The organism is Methanolobus sp. WCC5, from assembly GCF_045690325.1.
Classification (GTDB): Archaea; Halobacteriota; Methanosarcinia; order Methanosarcinales; family Methanosarcinaceae; genus Methanolobus.
Genome location: NZ_CP146981.1, coordinates 1924568 through 1940341 on the forward strand (window position 1 = coordinate 1924568; position 15774 = coordinate 1940341).

The 15774-nt window shown below is 44.5% G+C and carries 12 protein-coding genes and 1 pseudogene; 9 read left to right on the top strand and 4 right to left on the bottom strand.

Annotated elements, in window-relative coordinates:
- Positions 1 to 138: 138 nt before the first annotated feature.
- The 4 genes and pseudogenes from mtbA to V7O64_RS09410 all read right to left on the bottom strand — a co-directional run bounded on the left by mtbA (position 139) and on the right by V7O64_RS09410 (position 4608).
- Positions 139 to 1161 (bottom strand): methylcobamide:CoM methyltransferase MtbA, encoded by a 1023-nt coding sequence (gene mtbA, locus V7O64_RS09395; protein ID WP_407355155.1) that lies wholly within the window; start codon positions 1159 to 1161, stop codon positions 139 to 141.
- An 82-nt stretch (positions 1162 to 1243) separates the two neighbouring features.
- Positions 1244 to 2491: an ammonium transporter gene (locus tag V7O64_RS09400; RefSeq protein WP_407355156.1), complete on the bottom strand. Its 1248-nt coding sequence runs from the start codon at positions 2489 to 2491 to the stop codon at positions 1244 to 1246.
- Positions 2492 to 2561: 70 nt separating this feature from the next.
- Positions 2562 to 3938 (bottom strand): annotated as a pseudogene (locus tag V7O64_RS09405) (monomethylamine:corrinoid methyltransferase).
- 16 nt (positions 3939 to 3954) lie between these two features.
- Positions 3955 to 4608 (bottom strand): methyltransferase cognate corrinoid protein, encoded by a 654-nt coding sequence (locus V7O64_RS09410; protein WP_407355157.1) that lies wholly within the window; start codon positions 4606 to 4608, stop codon positions 3955 to 3957.
- Positions 4609 to 5035: 427 nt separating this feature from the next.
- On the opposite strand from V7O64_RS09410, the gene V7O64_RS09415 reads away from it, so the two are divergent.
- From V7O64_RS09415 to V7O64_RS09455, 9 genes are all read left to right on the top strand, one after another.
- Positions 5036 to 5830, top strand: coding sequence for a helix-turn-helix transcriptional regulator (locus V7O64_RS09415; RefSeq protein ID WP_407355158.1), 795 nt, complete (start codon positions 5036 to 5038; stop codon positions 5828 to 5830).
- A gap of 22 nt (positions 5831 to 5852) precedes the next feature.
- On the top strand, positions 5853 to 6647 hold the full coding sequence (locus tag V7O64_RS09420) for a helix-turn-helix transcriptional regulator (protein ID WP_407355159.1): 795 nt from the start codon (positions 5853 to 5855) through the stop codon (positions 6645 to 6647).
- 62 nt (positions 6648 to 6709) lie between these two features.
- Positions 6710 to 8797 carry a histidine kinase dimerization/phosphoacceptor domain -containing protein gene (locus tag V7O64_RS09425; RefSeq protein ID WP_407355160.1) on the top strand — a complete coding sequence of 696 codons (2088 nt, stop codon included), beginning with the start codon at positions 6710 to 6712 and terminating at the stop codon, positions 8795 to 8797.
- Positions 8798 to 8808: 11 nt separating this feature from the next.
- A complete protein-coding gene (locus V7O64_RS09430; protein ID WP_407355161.1) occupies positions 8809 to 9213 on the top strand; it encodes a response regulator in 405 nt (134 codons plus the stop codon).
- Between the two features lie 547 nt (positions 9214 to 9760).
- Complete coding sequence (gene pylS / locus V7O64_RS09435; RefSeq protein ID WP_407355162.1) at positions 9761 to 11092, top strand: pyrrolysine--tRNA(Pyl) ligase; 1332 nt, start codon at positions 9761 to 9763, stop codon at positions 11090 to 11092.
- Between the two features lie 10 nt (positions 11093 to 11102).
- Positions 11103 to 12194 carry a methylornithine synthase PylB gene (gene pylB / locus V7O64_RS09440; RefSeq protein WP_407355163.1) on the top strand — a complete coding sequence of 364 codons (1092 nt, stop codon included), beginning with the start codon at positions 11103 to 11105 and terminating at the stop codon, positions 12192 to 12194.
- A complete protein-coding gene (gene pylC, locus V7O64_RS09445; protein ID WP_407355164.1) occupies positions 12191 to 13294 on the top strand; it encodes a 3-methylornithine--L-lysine ligase PylC in 1104 nt (367 codons plus the stop codon). Before pylB ends, pylC begins: the two co-directional genes overlap by 4 nt.
- 1 nt (position 13295) lies before the next feature.
- Entirely contained in the window at positions 13296 to 14081 is a 786-nt protein-coding gene (gene pylD, locus V7O64_RS09450) for a 3-methylornithyl-N6-L-lysine dehydrogenase PylD (RefSeq protein ID WP_407355165.1), read from the top strand.
- Between the two features lie 50 nt (positions 14082 to 14131).
- Positions 14132 to 15769, top strand: coding sequence for a methylamine methyltransferase corrinoid protein reductive activase (locus V7O64_RS09455; RefSeq protein WP_407355166.1), 1638 nt, complete (start codon positions 14132 to 14134; stop codon positions 15767 to 15769).
- Positions 15770 to 15774: the final 5 nt, after the last annotated feature.

A 15774-nucleotide genomic window follows, 5' to 3' on the forward strand; every position in this document is an offset into this window, starting at 1 on the left:
ATGTATCTGAACACGATAAAAAGATAAGGCTGAGGCACTTGCCCTGCCTCAGGCCTTGATACGTCAGATTATTTTTAGTATATGATCCAAGCCTTTTTTTGTATTCTTTGAAGTTTATTCTTTGAGTTGCTTTAGCTTTTATTGATAACTGTGTGATTTAGCCATTTCAACCATTGCCTGCAGGTTCGCAGTTGGTGTCTTACTGACAATACCACACCCCGGAGCCAGCACCGTCACACCCATATCAAGCAATTCCTTTGATTTCTGCTTCACAACTTCAGGCGTCTTGTTCCAGAGCACATTCACAGGATCAAGATTGCCTACTATTATTGCCTCTGTGACCTTGTCCATGGCATCTGATACATTGACACTCTGGTCAACACTGATAGCATCGACACCACATGCCTCCATGAGGGACAAACCCTGTGTGGTATCGCCACATATATGCAAAACCGTAGCAACATCGAGCTTATGCATTGCATCAACTATTTTCCTGTGATACGGAACAACGAACTTCTCATAGAACTGAGCACCAATGAGCTGGGCACTGGCAGTAGGATCTATGATCACCATGGTATCAGCACCATTCTCTACCATCTTCCTTGCATAAGCAACATTGAACTCGGTTGTGAATTCCATGAGTGCAAGGCTGAAGGCCTCATCAGTGAAGATAGCCATGAACCATTCGTCACCATTGAGGTGCTGGGCCAGTGAGAACGGGCCTATCATACTCCCTATTACCGGGAGTTCGGTACCGTATCTATCAGCAAGTACCTTTATAGCATCGCAAACAACACCGATCCTGCCGTGATCGAGGTTATAGCCTTTGAGCTTCTCGATATCTTCCACTGACTTCACAACATGACCCACAACAGATGGCTGCTGCTCTTTTGTACCTGCCTTTATCTCACAGCCGAAGAACTCAGCTTCTGCGGTAATATCAAAAGGTACACGGACCGCTTCAAATCCTACAACGGTGTGACCCGCCTGGGCAAGTTTTGCCATCTTTTCTGCATCATCGTTAGCCTCAGGCCAGAAAGCACCACATGCTTCCATCTGATCCACTGTTGCAGTCTGTGTGAATGACACAGCAGGCATCCTGTCAACTGACTGACCTGTCAATACACGTGCTAACCTTTCTTTTGGAGTATATTCAACCATATTGTCCTCTGTTTCATCATTATAGTCATTTATAGATCATGAGATCCATGCAATCTAAAAATAAAAAATGAAAAATAGTGATTCAGGCATCCTGAACAACTACTTTTCCATCCTCTGTTGCAACAGGTTCCGGCTTCCATCCTACAAAGTCAGCACCGTCACTCATCATACTACCTATTTCCATCTCTCCTCTTGTGGCCCTGATGATCAAACCTGTTATTCCTCCGGTCACAAGTGAGATAACAAATACACCTACCAGGCTTACAAAGTTGGTCATCAGTGCCCCGGCAAATATACCTCCGCATATGGCTCCGAAGATACCGGGTATACCATGCAGGTTGTTTACTGCCATGACATCGAGCACTCCCATCTTTTCACAAAGCCAGGGATGCAGTTTGATGAAACATGTAGCTGATATTGCACCTGCAACAAGTCCGATTCCAAGAGCTGTCCACGGATCAACAGAAGTCAGCGGTGATCCGATAGCCACAAGGCCTGCAAGCATAGCGTACGTGAACACCAGCGGATCGACCTTCTTTTGCCATATCATACAGAATATATAGGTAGTGATTATCGAACCCAGACCTGCCATATAACATGTGAACATCGCCCATGTCACCTGGTCTGCAGGTAGTAATGCGGTCACGAAAGAGGGCCACAGTACCCACAACAACATGGATGCAAGCCAGACAAAGGACACACTGTGCGTGGTCGTAAAGACCGGTACATCAAAAGCTCTCTTTTCCCTGAGAGTTAATATGACTCCCCAGCCCCAGTAAGCTGCTACCATGTGGACAAGCATTGATCCTCCGGGATCGACCACACCTTCCAGATAGCTGAACATCCACCATTCAACTGCTATCCATGCTGGTGCAAAGAGGACACCTGCCAGGAAATATTGCCACATCTTGACAGTCCCCAGGAAGATCCCGATGGCTATCACAACCGTAATAGCACAAAAAACACCCATTATAGTCCAGTCCTGCGTCCAGACAAACTGACCGAACACGAACTGCTGTATTGCCATATAGGTGATAAAACTTCCAGCCGTAACAAGCAGCACGGCAAGACACACTCCCCATTCGAATTTCTTGATGAAAAGCATCAGGAATGCGACCAGCATCAACATGAACCAGACATCCATGTTCTTGTTCCACTTATGCAGCTCATCTCCAAGATGAGACGTATCAGCAGTAAGACCCTCTTCCCCGGTAGGAGTGCTGTAAATATCTTCAAGGCTCTGGGCAACTGCCACTGGTGGAGCTATTATATTCAATAATAATATAACTATGAAAAACTTCAAAGCGATTTTGGAGAAATTTTTCATCATAGTACCTCCTTTCCTTTATATTAGGCCGGCAATCAGATTGCCGGCCTATCTTGTTCTTTGATCAATCCATTCAGAATACCAGACCCAGATCTTCAAGTTTCTTGCGTGCACCGTCATACACTTTCAGATATTCAGCAGTAGGAGTAACGGTCTTCACATCGTAGCATTCCTGGAAGGTCTTTCCGGAAGGAGCTTTTGCATAGTTGCCCTCGTACATCTTGACAAGGGAATCAAGGATCTTGTTGACCTCTTCGATCTCAACTCCGGCTGTTGCCCTTGCAGCTTCTCCCATCATCCTGGCTTCCATACCTGTGGTCTTGTCCAGTGCAACACCTTTTGCAGATGCGACACCTGAAAGTATCTCACGACCGGATGCAGTGTCAGTTATGGACTGTGCGGCGGCTTCCAGCAGGCACATCTCAGTACACGGACCTGCACATGGATAGTACTGGTTACCTGTAAGCATATCCGTGTGTTCTGTCATGGCTGCGCATGTCCAGCCCGCGATCATGAGGGTCTCACGGGTGTTTGTGGATCCCCAGCGAATGTGGATCGGACCGTCAAGGTGCCAGGTTGCGTTGTTCATTACAAATGCATTGATGTGAGTTGCTGCATTAACTATAGCAGTCTCTTCTATGCCTCCGGCATAGCCACCAAAGATCGGCATCTGCTCATCCATGATGATGTCACTGTTAGCCTGGTAATGTGCGACCACGCTGATAGCATCAAGGTCTATCTTAAGCTCATTGAGCTGGGAAACCTCGTGGCTGTCACTGCTAACCATGCCACCGACACAGTCAGCAGATATATTTCCCTGAGCGGACAGGGAAGTCTCTGGTCCCTATATGCCCATTCCGGGGCGCCCTGCAAGTGCACATGCCTGTTTTATCAGGCGGCCTTCTGTCTTGGCTGCAAGCACTTCATAAGGACTACCAGGTACAGGTCCATGACCACGGACCGAAGCCATCACACCATTAACAATTGTCTGAACTTCCTTCTCAAGTGCATAGCTTAAGTGAAGAGGGACAAATACATCCTCTGATACAGGAGCACCTGTGGGACCACCCTGAACATGTGGCTTTTTCTTGTCCCCTACTTTCCTCTTTCTGATAAAGGATTTATCCCTGCCACTTCCAAGTGTGAACTCCCTCTGAACATTATTAAGGGAATCCCATATCTCGTCCTCTGTGTACTTCACAACTCTGCTGGTGTCTGTACAGAATACACCGGCTTCAAGGAGCATTTCAAAACCTGCCTTGAAGAGCTTTTCTGCCATATCCATGTCAGTTGGAATGAACTCTCCCTTAAAGTCCAGACCATATTTCTGCTTGAGCTCTGCAGTCTTTGAAGGAATTACCATCAAATCCCAATCATCCTGGGTAATCTTCGCGCCAGTCTTGGCACGTTCATAGAACTCATAAACATCTAAAGATCTACTGTATGTCATTTCTTCTCACCCCACTTTATTTCCTCATAAGATCAAGTGCCACTTTGGCCGCCTCAGCAGCATTCTCTGCTGTTGCATCTGCACCGATCTCATCGACCCATGCCTGTGATACAGGTGCTCCGCCAAACATCACTTTTACATCATCCCTTAGCCCTTCTTCTTTGAGAGCTACGATCGTGTCCTTCTGGCTCATCATTGAAGTGGTCATCAAAGCCGAGCCTGCAAGCAATACTTTCTTTCCTTTGACCTTTTTGACCTCGTCCATGATCTTCTCATTTGGCACATCTACACCAAGATCAACTATCTGGAAGCCATTAGCACCCAGCATTGTCGAAACAAGACGGTGACCGATATCATGGATGTCGCCTTCCTGCACAAAAGTGATGGCTATACCACTTCCTTCTCCAATCTGCTCTTTTTCCATTTCCGGCCTAAGGATCTCCATGGCATTGTTCATAGCCTTTGCAGACATCATGATCTGAGGGAGATAGATCTCTGCAGCTTCGAACTTATCACCGATGACCCTCATTCCCAGTGCAAGGGAATCATTTATAATGTCGTTTGCTGAAATACCCGCTGCAAGAGCCTCTTTTGTCTTTTCAACAGTACCATTTATGTCCTGGTTGACCAGAGCATTTTTTAGTTTGTCTAAAATTTCTTTATTTGACATTTAACTACCTCTTTCTCCTATTTCCTTCCTGTATCCCATCTTACCGATAAATGAACTGAATAATGGCAATAATAAGATACAACCTATGAGGAAGCATTCTAAAAACGAACACCCCCAGACAACCGTTGTACTTTTTTCAATATAGAATGACCCGTGGTTACTTTTCACCGGTTGTGAGATATGTAAAGGGATCTTGCTGTTGGTTGATCCTTTTGATATTGCAGGAAAGATTGTTGATGATCAAAGGGGATACTACCTAACATATGGAATATGATTTATCTGTAAGTCTGTGATCTGGATAATTGCTTGTGAAATGTATACAGGTATGTTGTTCAGACAGAATTACTGGTTTGCCGAAAATGAAAAATCAGGAAGATGAGCGAAATAGCTTAATAAGGAATGGAAATTACAATTAATAGGGGAGCATATGCAGCAAGAACTTACCGGAACATTATGGTTTTCTGAGAAAAGAATCAAAATTTTATTCCTCCTGGCAGAAGGTTCTCAGGATATAGAGCATATCAAAAAGTCCCTTAACCTTTCCACACGCGAGATAATGCCCCAGATAAAAAAGTTAAAAAAAGATTTCCTGGTTGCTGGAGAGAAAGAAAGATTTGAATTATCTGCGATAGGAGAACTATTGGTTGACAACATGAGGCTTTTCCTTGATACTATAATGGTGATAGACGAGAACAGGGATTTCTGGGATACCCGTGACCTTAAAGGGATCCCCGGCCATTTGCTTGAAAGGATAGGTGAACTTGGCCATTATTATTTGATCGAACCTGACCTGCATAACATATACAATTATCCGAAAGAATTCAGGGAAAACATTGTCAAATGCAAAAAGGTCACAATGCTAAAATCATATATCCATCCGACATACCCTTCACTTTGCACGCAGATAATAGAGAACTCAGATGAATATTCGTTGTTCATCCTGCCTGAGGCATTCCAGAGAATGGAAAAGGATTTTTCCGAGATTACCGATAAACTGCTCTCATCTGCAAAATCAAATATCTATCTTATAAAGGACAATATCAATATACCAATAATATGTGTTACCGAGAAGTTCCTGTATTTCAGTCTTTTTAACAAGGACGGCAGGTATGAACACAGAGATATCCTCAGTTTTGACCAGAGTGCAGTCTCCTGGGGTAAAGAGCTCATTGAATATTATGGTAAAAGATCCATGGCTATTAAATTGCTGGCAGATAATTGATCTTTGAACAAGAGGGAACGTAATGTCATCCTTTCCACTGGTAGATATAGTATGGTTGTCGCAGAAAAGAATTAAAATATTAATGCTTCTGACCCTGGGACCAAAAACAGCTGAAGAAATAAAAGAAGAGCTTGAACTGGACCTGCGGGCCCTGCACCTTCCTTTGAAGGAACTTAAGGAAGAAAGACTGGTAACACAGGAAAATGATACTTTTGTCCTATCCCAGCTTGGCAGGATTATAACTATAAATGCCAAACCTGCCTATTATCTGGCAAACCTGTTCGAGAACAATACTGCCTACTGGACAAGCCGCAACCTCTCAAATATACCCAGGACCTTTGCCAGAAGACTGGGTGAACTTGGTGATTGTGAATTATTCGAGCAGGACCTGGGGCATATGTTCCAGCTTCCACAGAAATTCATTAACTCTACATCCAAAACTGAGAATATAATGTCAGTATTTTCTTTTTTCTATCCGGAACAACTTTACCTTTATAATGCGGTTGCTAAAAAAGGAGGGAAAGTATCCCTTATATTGACAGAAGGTGTATGTGAGACACTTCAGGAAAATTTTCCCGAGACATTCTGTGAAATGAGCAAATTCAACAACACAGAGATATATTGTTTGCAGGAAAGTATGTCCCCCCCTGCATTCACTGTTACAGACAACACGCTTCTTATAAGCTTCTTCAATAAGAACGACAGGTATGACCATCAGGATATACTGAGCAACAACGAAACTGCCCTGAAGTGGGGCAGAGAGCTTTTCAGCTACTACAAGGACAGAGCATCAATAAGGTCCACTGAGCTGCGATAAAAGGGGAAATCCATGATAAAATCCGGAAAATACAGCATCTTCTCTAAAGGGGGACCAGGACCATGCCATTGAAAAGATGGAAAGATGTGCCTCTTAAGATAAAACTGATTTTATATATTGTCGGTGGAGTCCTCATTATACTCAGTCTTTCAACTTTAGTGACCATCACGACGGTGAATTATCAGGCTGAAAGACTTGCATATCTTCAGGGTGTGGAACTGGCTAAAGCATCATCACACCAGCTTGACGGAGAGATGCAGAAGAACATGGCAATAGCAAGGACCTTTGCCCATTCCCTTGAAGAATATAAGTCCAGGGACAGAGAAGAGGTCAACCGGATGCTAAACAACCTGCTATACTATAATCCGAACATAGTGGGTATCTATGTCGGATTTGAGCCTGATGAATTTGATGGTAAGGATGCAGAGTACGCCGGAACCTACGGACACGATGAAACGGGAAGATTCGTTCCCTACTGGAATACCATCAACGGGGAAATAGATCTGGAGCCACTGGTAGATTACAATTCCGGAGACTATTACCAGCTCACAAAAAGAAGACTTCAGGATACAGTTACAAGTCCTTACTTTTACCAGGGTATATATCTGGTCAGTTATGTTTCCCCAATAATACATGAAGGGGAATTCATAGGTATTTCAGGTGTGGATGTATCTCTGGAGTACCTGGATGAGAGTGTGGGCAGCATAAAAGCCTTCGATAGCGGATATGCCTTTATAACAGATAATGACGGGATGCTGGTGACGCATCCAATATACCGGGATTGGGCAAGTAAAAAAACCCTGTACGATTTTGATGATCCTGTAATATCAGATGCTGCAGACAATATCAAAAAAGGTAAGGGCGGCACTTTCGAGACCAAGGACCCTGCTACAGATAAGGATGTAGTGGTTTTCTATGAACCAATAAGCACAGGGAACTATTCTTTTCTGCTTGTGATCCCAAAAGAGGAGATATTCGCAGGTTCAAGGGTCCTTGCCACGGAACTGACAATGATATCCTCACTATCTATATTTTTCATGTTAATGCTCTCTTATTTCATTGCAGTGTCTATCACAGATTCTATCAGGAAGATAATTTCAGATTTCGGGGAAATAGCTGAGGATGCTGTGAACGGTAATCTGGATTCAAGAGCTAATCTTGATGTTGATGTTGATTTCCGGGATATACCCCGGGGGTTGAACAAGATACTTGATGCTTTCATCGTTCCGATACGTGAAACTATCCGCATGAGTAAAGCCCTGTCAGAAGGTAAGCTTTCTGCAAGGAGCCGGTTGGCCCTTAAAGGAGAATTCAAACAGATGGGAGATTCTCTGGATGACCTGGCACAACATCTTGATGATGTCATTGACGATTCCAATGCAGTGCTGAAATCCATTCAGGAAAATAACTTTTCCCGTGAAGTGTTTGTTAACGGGGAAGGAGACTTTAAAGTGCTCACTGAAGGAATAGAAGAGACACGCAAAACATTACTTCAGACTACAAACGAGCGCATCATGGCAGAAAAGGCGCTCAGGGAGGCAGATCAGGTTCGTGAGAAGGAACTGCATCACAGAATAAAGAACAACCTGCAGATCATATCAAGCCTTCTATTCCTGGAATCTGAAAGATTCAACAATCAAAAAGTAGTGGGAGCTTTCCTGGACAGCAGGAACCGTGTCAAATCAATGGCTCTTGTCCATGAAAAACTTTACAAGACAGGAAGTTCCAGGGAAATTGACATCCAGGAGTACAGCCAGAAACTACTTCAGAACATTGTGGATGCCTATCCAATCCAAAAAGAGCACGTTAAGATCAATGCCAGTACAGAATACATTCTTCTCTCGATAGATACGGTGCTTCCTCTTGGGATGATAATTAACGAGCTTGTCTCAAATGCCCTTAAATATGCTTTCCCGCAGGAGATGCATGGAAAGATAGAAGTTATTATCCGGCGCAAAGATGAGAATATCCTGCTTCAGATAAAAGATAACGGTATCGGACTGCCTGAAGACATTGATATCGAGAGCAACGATTCTCTGGGACTGAAACTTGTAATGATCCTTGTGGAACAGATAGATGGAATAATTGAAATAGAAAGAGAACATGGTACTGTTTTCAGTATTTTGTTCAAAGTAGAGAATTCTGATTGAAGGTGTGATAAATGGAAAAGACAAAAGTCTTAGTAGTTGAAGACGAGAACATAGTAGCCCTGGAAATTAAAAGCAGATTAAAAAAACTTGGTTATGTGGTACCCAGTGTAGCTTCAACAGGTGAGGAAGCTATAAACAAGGCTGAAGCATTTTCACCGGACATCATACTTATGGATATCATGCTGAAAGGAAATATGGATGGCATAGAGGCAGCAAGACGGATCCGGGAGAAGATGGATGTCCCCATTATCTACCTTACAGCCTATGCTGATGATGAGACCCTCCAGAGGGCCAAACTGACAAATCCGTATGGATATATATTAAAACCTTTTGAAGAAAATGATCTCCGTACGACCATAGAGATAGCATTATACAATTACCAGTTGCTTCAAAAAGAAGACAAAAAGGAAACATGACATTTCGTTTTTGTCCTGGTGTATGCAGGTGTTACTAAAAAGCACACCCTTTTACAATTCACATATCACATGACAAGTGATACGGAAATATACTATATATTATCCATATCTATTTCTGATTGGTTCCAGTGTTAGAGATACCATAGGCAGAGAAACCGGAAACTGCTATCTGCACATTTACACCGGAGCTATATCCACATAGGGGGCGCAAAATTTTGCGCCCCGTCACTTCCTTAGCACCGTCGTCAACTATATATATTACATATTTCTCTGATTTTTAATAAAAGTTAAATACCATAAATATGAGCGATATATATATATGCCGGTGAACAAGATTCTATATTAGAGGATGATCAGAAGATAAAATCTATGCTCAAAGATAGCAAAGATAATAAAAACAGGCATCATCCCAAAGATAAGGCAAATACGATAAGCGCAAAGGAAGAAAAGAAATGTCGATCAATAAAAAGAACCACAGCTGGATACTTGCGTACCTGGGATTTTAGGAATTGATTGGAAAAAAGGTAATTATCCAGGAGCTGTTAGCATGGAAAAAAAGCCACTTGATACACTTATTAGCAAAAACGGCCTGTGGGTGTCACGCAACGGATACCTGCACGGGATTAAAAAATGTGAGACATCCCAGAAGTACATCAGGATAGAAATGGATTGCGGAGAAGTTATCACCGTACGCAATTCAAGATCGAGCCGGTCTGCAAGGTCTTTAAGGAACCATAAGTTCAACAAACCCTGCAAAAGATGCCGCCTGCCTGAGGACAGGATCAATGAGTTCTCAAAGAAGATCTCCAGAAAGGATGAAACTGAGATCAAGATCATCCGCTCTTTCAGACTGCAGCCCGAAAAACCGGCGTCTGAGGTAATAGCACAGATTACAAAGGCTCCGGAAACAGAAACAAATCCTTCTTCTGATCTGACCGGAATAACAAAGCCGCAAATAGCGCATGCAGGCAACCGTCCAAACGGTCAGGAAACAAAACTAAAATCAAAAAAGACCACTGGCCCGTCCAAAATCCCTGCAAAGACCTTCCAGCCCCAGACAAAGTCCAGGAAAAATGAATTCACACCCTTACAAAAGACCAGGATACTCTCACTTCTGGGGCCAGGGGAGATGATATCATTCTCAAAGGAAAAACGTTCCTTTGGCGAACTGGAATCCATACTTGCCACTGAAAGGAAAAATGATATCCGCCAGATGTATGAGAACAGCCGCGAGAACCTGCTCGGCAAACTTGAGAGGAACATAACCGAGTTCTTTGTTGATATGGGTTTCCTTGAGGTGAAATCACCCATACTCATACCTTTCGAATACATGGAAAGGATGGGTGTCGGTGAGGACAAGAAACTATCCGAGCAGATATTCAGGGTTGGCGATAACATGTGCCTGCGTCCCATGCTTGCCCCGGGCCTGTACAACCACCTGCGCAAATTCGACAATGTTCTGCCTGATCCTGTCAGGATATTTGAGATAGGTCCGTGCTACCGTAAAGAATCGGATGGTAACAGCCACCTCGAAGAGTTCACCATGCTGAATTTCTGCCAGATGGGATCAAGATGCACACGGGATGAACTGGAATTCATAATAGGGGAATTCCTGGAATTCCTTGGGATCGAATATGAGATAGTCTCAGACAACTGCATGGTCTATGGTGACACCATCGATGTCATGCACAAAAGCATGGAACTCTCCTCCGCAGTTGTGGGGCCTATACCAATGGATATGGACTGGGGAATAGACAAACCCTGGATAGGAGCAGGTTTTGGTCTTGAGAGACTGCTTAAGGCAAAACATGACTTCAAGAACATCAAACGTGCAGCCCGGTCAGAATCCTACTACAACGGCGTAAGCATAAACCTGTGAGGTTATTAAAATGATAAATGATATGAATGACCACGAGCTTGACAGGTTTGCACGGGATATAGTGAGTGGTCTTAAGCTCACAGACGATGATCTCAGGGAACTGCTCTCCATGGAAGATGACGAGGGGATCGGGAAACTGCATTATGTGGCAAGAAAAGTGAGGGATCATTTCTTCGGGAACAGGGTTTTCCTCTACAGTTTCGTCTACTTCTCCACCTACTGTAAGAACAACTGTGCCTTCTGTTACTATAACAGGTGCAATGATATACAGCGCTACCGCCTGGATACCAAAGAGATCCGTAATATCTGCAGGGTCCTGAAGAACGAGAACATCCACATGGTAGACCTGACAATGGGAGAAGACCCTTACTTCCATAACGAGCCTGAGAGGTTCGTTGATGTGGTGAGAACAGTTAAGAAAGAGCTCGGGCTCCCAATTATGATCTCCCCCGGTGTTATGGACGACAGGACCCTGAGCATGCTCCACGAAAGCGGAGCGGATTTCCTGGCACTGTATCAGGAGACCCATGATCGTGAGCTCTACGGGAAACTGAGGGTTGGCCAGTCATTTGAAGGAAGGGTACATGCAAGGGAATTCGCCAAAAAGATCGGCTACTGTGTGGAAGACGGTATACTCACAGGTGTGGGGAATGACATCGAATCCACTATAAGATCCCTCAGGGGAATGCAGCAAGGCCAAACTGATATGGTCCGTGTCATGACCTTTGTCCCGCAGGAGGGAACCCCTCTTGAGGAAGTCAGCCAGGAATCAAGTCTCAGTGAACTGAAAATAATATCAGTGTTGAGACTTTTGTTCCCCGCTAAACTCATTCCGGCTTCTCTTGACCTTGAAGGAATCGATGGTATGGTACATCGCCTTAATGCAGGTGCCAATGTGGTCACATCCATAATACCCTCGGATTCTTCACTGGAAGGAGTGGTCAATTACGACCGGGATCTTGAGGAGAGGGACAGGGACCCGAAAAGCGTTGTTAAGCGGCTGCTGACCATGGGTATGGAACCTGCAAGCCAGGATGAGTTTTACAGGTTTATAGAAAATGCATCTACTGGACTATTTGAAACACCGGTGGTGCATGCATGAGTACAATATGCATCATCGGCGGGAAATTACAGGGTTTTGAGGTCACTTACCTGGCGCATAAGGCAGGCATAAATGTAGTACTCGTTGATCGCCGGGAACAACCCCTGATACGCAGCATGGTTGACAGTTTTCACTGCTTTGATATAATACGCGAACCTGAAAAGCTCAGAAGGATATGCGAAGAGGTGGATGCCATCATCCCTGTGAATGAGAACCTCAGGACCATCGAATTCCTCAGAAGCATCAAAAAAGAGCTTGCATGTCCCGTACTTTTTGATTTTGACGCCTACTACGTAAGCATGGATAAGAAACGCTCAAAGGATTATTTCAGGTCCCTTGGAATCCCTGCTCCTGCAGACAAACCCGAAAAACCCCCTTATTTTGTGAAACCGCCCTGTGAGAGCAGCAGTATCGGAACTTCGATAATATATGAAGACAGGGAACTGGAGGGACTTGATCCTTCAATGCTCATAGAGGAATATGTGAAAGGTGATGTTGTCTCCCTTGAGGTGATCGGGGATGGCAGGAATTTTGCAGTTGTAAAAGAGACACTGATACATATTGACGCTACTTACGATTGCCATATGGTCACTCCAATGGAAAAGTATGCTGAATTCAGGAAAATATGCTATGAACTTGCAAAGAATCTCAGTCTTCGCGGAATAATGGATGTTGAAGCGATAGACAGTCCCATGGGCCTGAAAGTACTTGAGATAGATGCAAGGTTCCCAAGCCAGACCCCTACTGTTGTGTACCATTCGACAGGTATTAACCTTGTGGAATTGCTCATGCAGGCATTTTCAGAAGGTGTGACCGAAATTGAAAACACTGTCGTGGAGAACTATTGCATCTATGAGCATCTCCTTGTGAACAACGGGCAACTGGAACCTGTTGGCGAGCATGTGCTTTCCCAGGGTGATGAATACGTACAGTTCCATATAGGGGAAGGACTTGAGATATTTGAATCCCGCGGGAAAGGGAAAAACAGTGTTTTCACCCTCATAAGCGTGGGAGATGACCTACCGGAGGCTGAAAAAATGAGACATAAAGGAATGGAACTGATCACCGGACATTTCCAAATGAATCCGGAGGGGGAATAATATGGCGCTATTGACACCCGAGGATCTGGAAAATCTTTCAGCACAGCTTGAAGAGAATGACAAGATCCTCAAAAAAGTGACTGGACTTGATGTAAGGGGAATATGTGAAGCACTCTACGGGACAAAACCCGGTTCAGAGAAAGTTGGCATCATACCCATCACCGCAGGCAACGGGATCATCAGTAATTTCACATCTTCATTGCTTTTCATCGTTGAATACTTCGGTTTTGATGGTTTTGTTACAGAACATCCTGACGTTACCGGCTATTATGAAGCCGTATCCCAGGGTGCGGATATCATTATGATGGCTGATGACCATGTTTTTGTTGCACATGACCTGCGCAACGAGAAGATAGTCAGCAATCATGTGGCTACAGGTGTGATATATGCGGACATCGCTTCCAGGTTCATGGAAGCAAGTTCAAAGGATATACTTGTTATCGGGCTTGGCAGAGTGGGTTATGCAGGAGCATGCCACCTTGTTGAAAAAGGCTTTAACGTATATGCCTGTGACCCTAACAGGGAATTCCTTCAAAAGGCCGTTGATGAACTTGGCATAAAGCCTTACTGCAGCGACGACAGGAAGAAGTTCTCCATGGTATTTGAGGCCACACCCAATGCAGACACAATATCAGAGGGCATGATCGAAGAAAGATGTCTTGTCTCGACACCTGGAATACCATGTGGGCTGCCCCCTGAGATCGGAAAGAAGTATCGTGTGGACCTTGTGATGGAACCCCTTGTGATAGGGGTTGCTTCAATGCTGTATTCAGTGATACGGGATTAAGATACTGAAATAAGAATAAAATGAATACAAATTAACGGAGTGTTGAGAACATGTATGTGATTTCCCTTGACCTTGGAACGAGTGGTTTCAGGTCCCAGCTGATCGACCTTGAGAAAAAAGAGACTGTGAAGACTGTGATAACCATGGGTCACCCGCTCCCGGGCGGCAACGTGATGGACCATCTGGATTTTGCCATAACTACAGGAGCCGATGTTGCTCACAAACTGATCATTGAAACAGTTAAGGAAATACTCAAGAAATTCGATGTGGAGCCGGGGGAAATAAAGCGTATCGCAGTCTGCGGGAATCCCATACAACTCTCATTGTTCCAGAATATCGAAATAAGGGACCTTGCATATGCAGGAGAGAACAAACAGAAAGCTCTCGGGGTGAAGGACGTCAAAAGGGATGCCAGAACCTTCCCTGCAAACGAACTCTTCAAAGACATCTTTGAAATGGATAACTGTGAGATAATCGTTCCTCCTGCCATCAAACACGAGATAGGTGCAGATGCCCTTGCAATGATGCTTGAAACCGATTTCATTCACCAGACAGAGCCATGCCTTGTAACCGACTACGGTACCAATGCAGAGATGGCACTGAAGATAGGTGACAGGATAATAACTGCAAGTGCAGCCGCAGGCCCTGCTATCGAAGGGCAGGGTATAGCATGCGGGATGCTTGCAGGTCCGGGAGCTATCAGTGATGTGAACGGCGAAGGAGAATGGTGGAGACTCACTGTACTTGACGATACCATGAAACCTGTAAAGGGACCCCTTGTTAATCCTATCACAGGGGAGTGTATTGAAAGCTGCATGGTGATACCAAAGGGTATAACCGGTACCGGAGTGATATCAACAATAGCACTTGCACTCAAGGAGGGGCTCATCACCAAACTCCCTGAACTTCCCAACGGGGAGCTGATACTTGGAAACAGTATAGTTATAACCAATAAGGATGTGGAAGAAGTGGGGAAAGCCATAGGGGCGATCAGGGCGGCGCATATGACCCTGATGGTAGAATCAGGAATGAAATATGAGGATCTTACCTATGCATATATGTCCGGGGCCACAGGCACCTATGTTGATGCCAACAAAGCAAGGCATATAGGTTCTGTTCCCGGTTTTGTCCCGAATATCGTGCAGTTTGGCAATACTTCCTTAGGTCTTGCAAAGAAGATAGCTATGGACAGATCAAAGCTCAATGACGTTATAGCCATTGCAAAGAAGATACAGGCAGACCACCTTATGATGGCTACCAGTGAAACCTTCAAGGACATATACGTCTGCGAACTGGCGACCTGGCAGAATGGGATGCCTGAGGATATGTACAACCAGATGCTGGGAATGTATGGTATCCCCGGATTCCCGGGGGACCTGCAAAAAGCGGATATCGAAAAAAGAGTGTACAGGGACATAGATGACGTAGGTTACATGGGTCTTGATATAGTCAAGGATATAGGGATCATACTTGAGGCCCCGGTAGTAAAGTGTATACTCTGCCACAAATGTGAAAAAGAATGTCCTGAAGATGCGGTGATAATCGTTGAAAGAGAGGGAAAGAGATTTGCCAACATTGACAGCCAGCACTGCCTGGGTACAAGCTGCAGGCGTTGCGTGACCATATGTCCTGAGCAAACAATGAACCACAGTCTGTTGAAGATAAAGGAAAGGAAGAGCAAAGACTGAAGAGG

Coding starts and splice junctions, on each gene's coding strand:
- V7O64_RS09415 (WP_407355158.1), top strand. CDS start 5,036: ATGCAGCAAGAACTTACCGGAACATTATGGTTTTCTGAGAAAAGAATC.
- pylS (WP_407355162.1), top strand. CDS start 9,761: ATGGAAAAAAAGCCACTTGATACACTTATTAGCAAAAACGGCCTGTGG.
- pylC (WP_407355164.1), top strand. CDS start 12,191: ATGAGTACAATATGCATCATCGGCGGGAAATTACAGGGTTTTGAGGTC.
- V7O64_RS09400 (WP_407355156.1), bottom strand. CDS start 2,491: ATGATGAAAAATTTCTCCAAAATCGCTTTGAAGTTTTTCATAGTTATA.
- pylB (WP_407355163.1), top strand. CDS start 11,103: ATGATAAATGATATGAATGACCACGAGCTTGACAGGTTTGCACGGGAT.
- mtbA (WP_407355155.1), bottom strand. CDS start 1,161: ATGGTTGAATATACTCCAAAAGAAAGGTTAGCACGTGTATTGACAGGT.
- V7O64_RS09425 (WP_407355160.1), top strand. CDS start 6,710: ATGCCATTGAAAAGATGGAAAGATGTGCCTCTTAAGATAAAACTGATT.
- V7O64_RS09420 (WP_407355159.1), top strand. CDS start 5,853: ATGTCATCCTTTCCACTGGTAGATATAGTATGGTTGTCGCAGAAAAGA.
- V7O64_RS09430 (WP_407355161.1), top strand. CDS start 8,809: ATGGAAAAGACAAAAGTCTTAGTAGTTGAAGACGAGAACATAGTAGCC.
- V7O64_RS09455 (WP_407355166.1), top strand. CDS start 14,132: ATGTATGTGATTTCCCTTGACCTTGGAACGAGTGGTTTCAGGTCCCAG.
- V7O64_RS09410 (WP_407355157.1), bottom strand. CDS start 4,608: ATGTCAAATAAAGAAATTTTAGACAAACTAAAAAATGCTCTGGTCAAC.
- pylD (WP_407355165.1), top strand. CDS start 13,296: ATGGCGCTATTGACACCCGAGGATCTGGAAAATCTTTCAGCACAGCTT.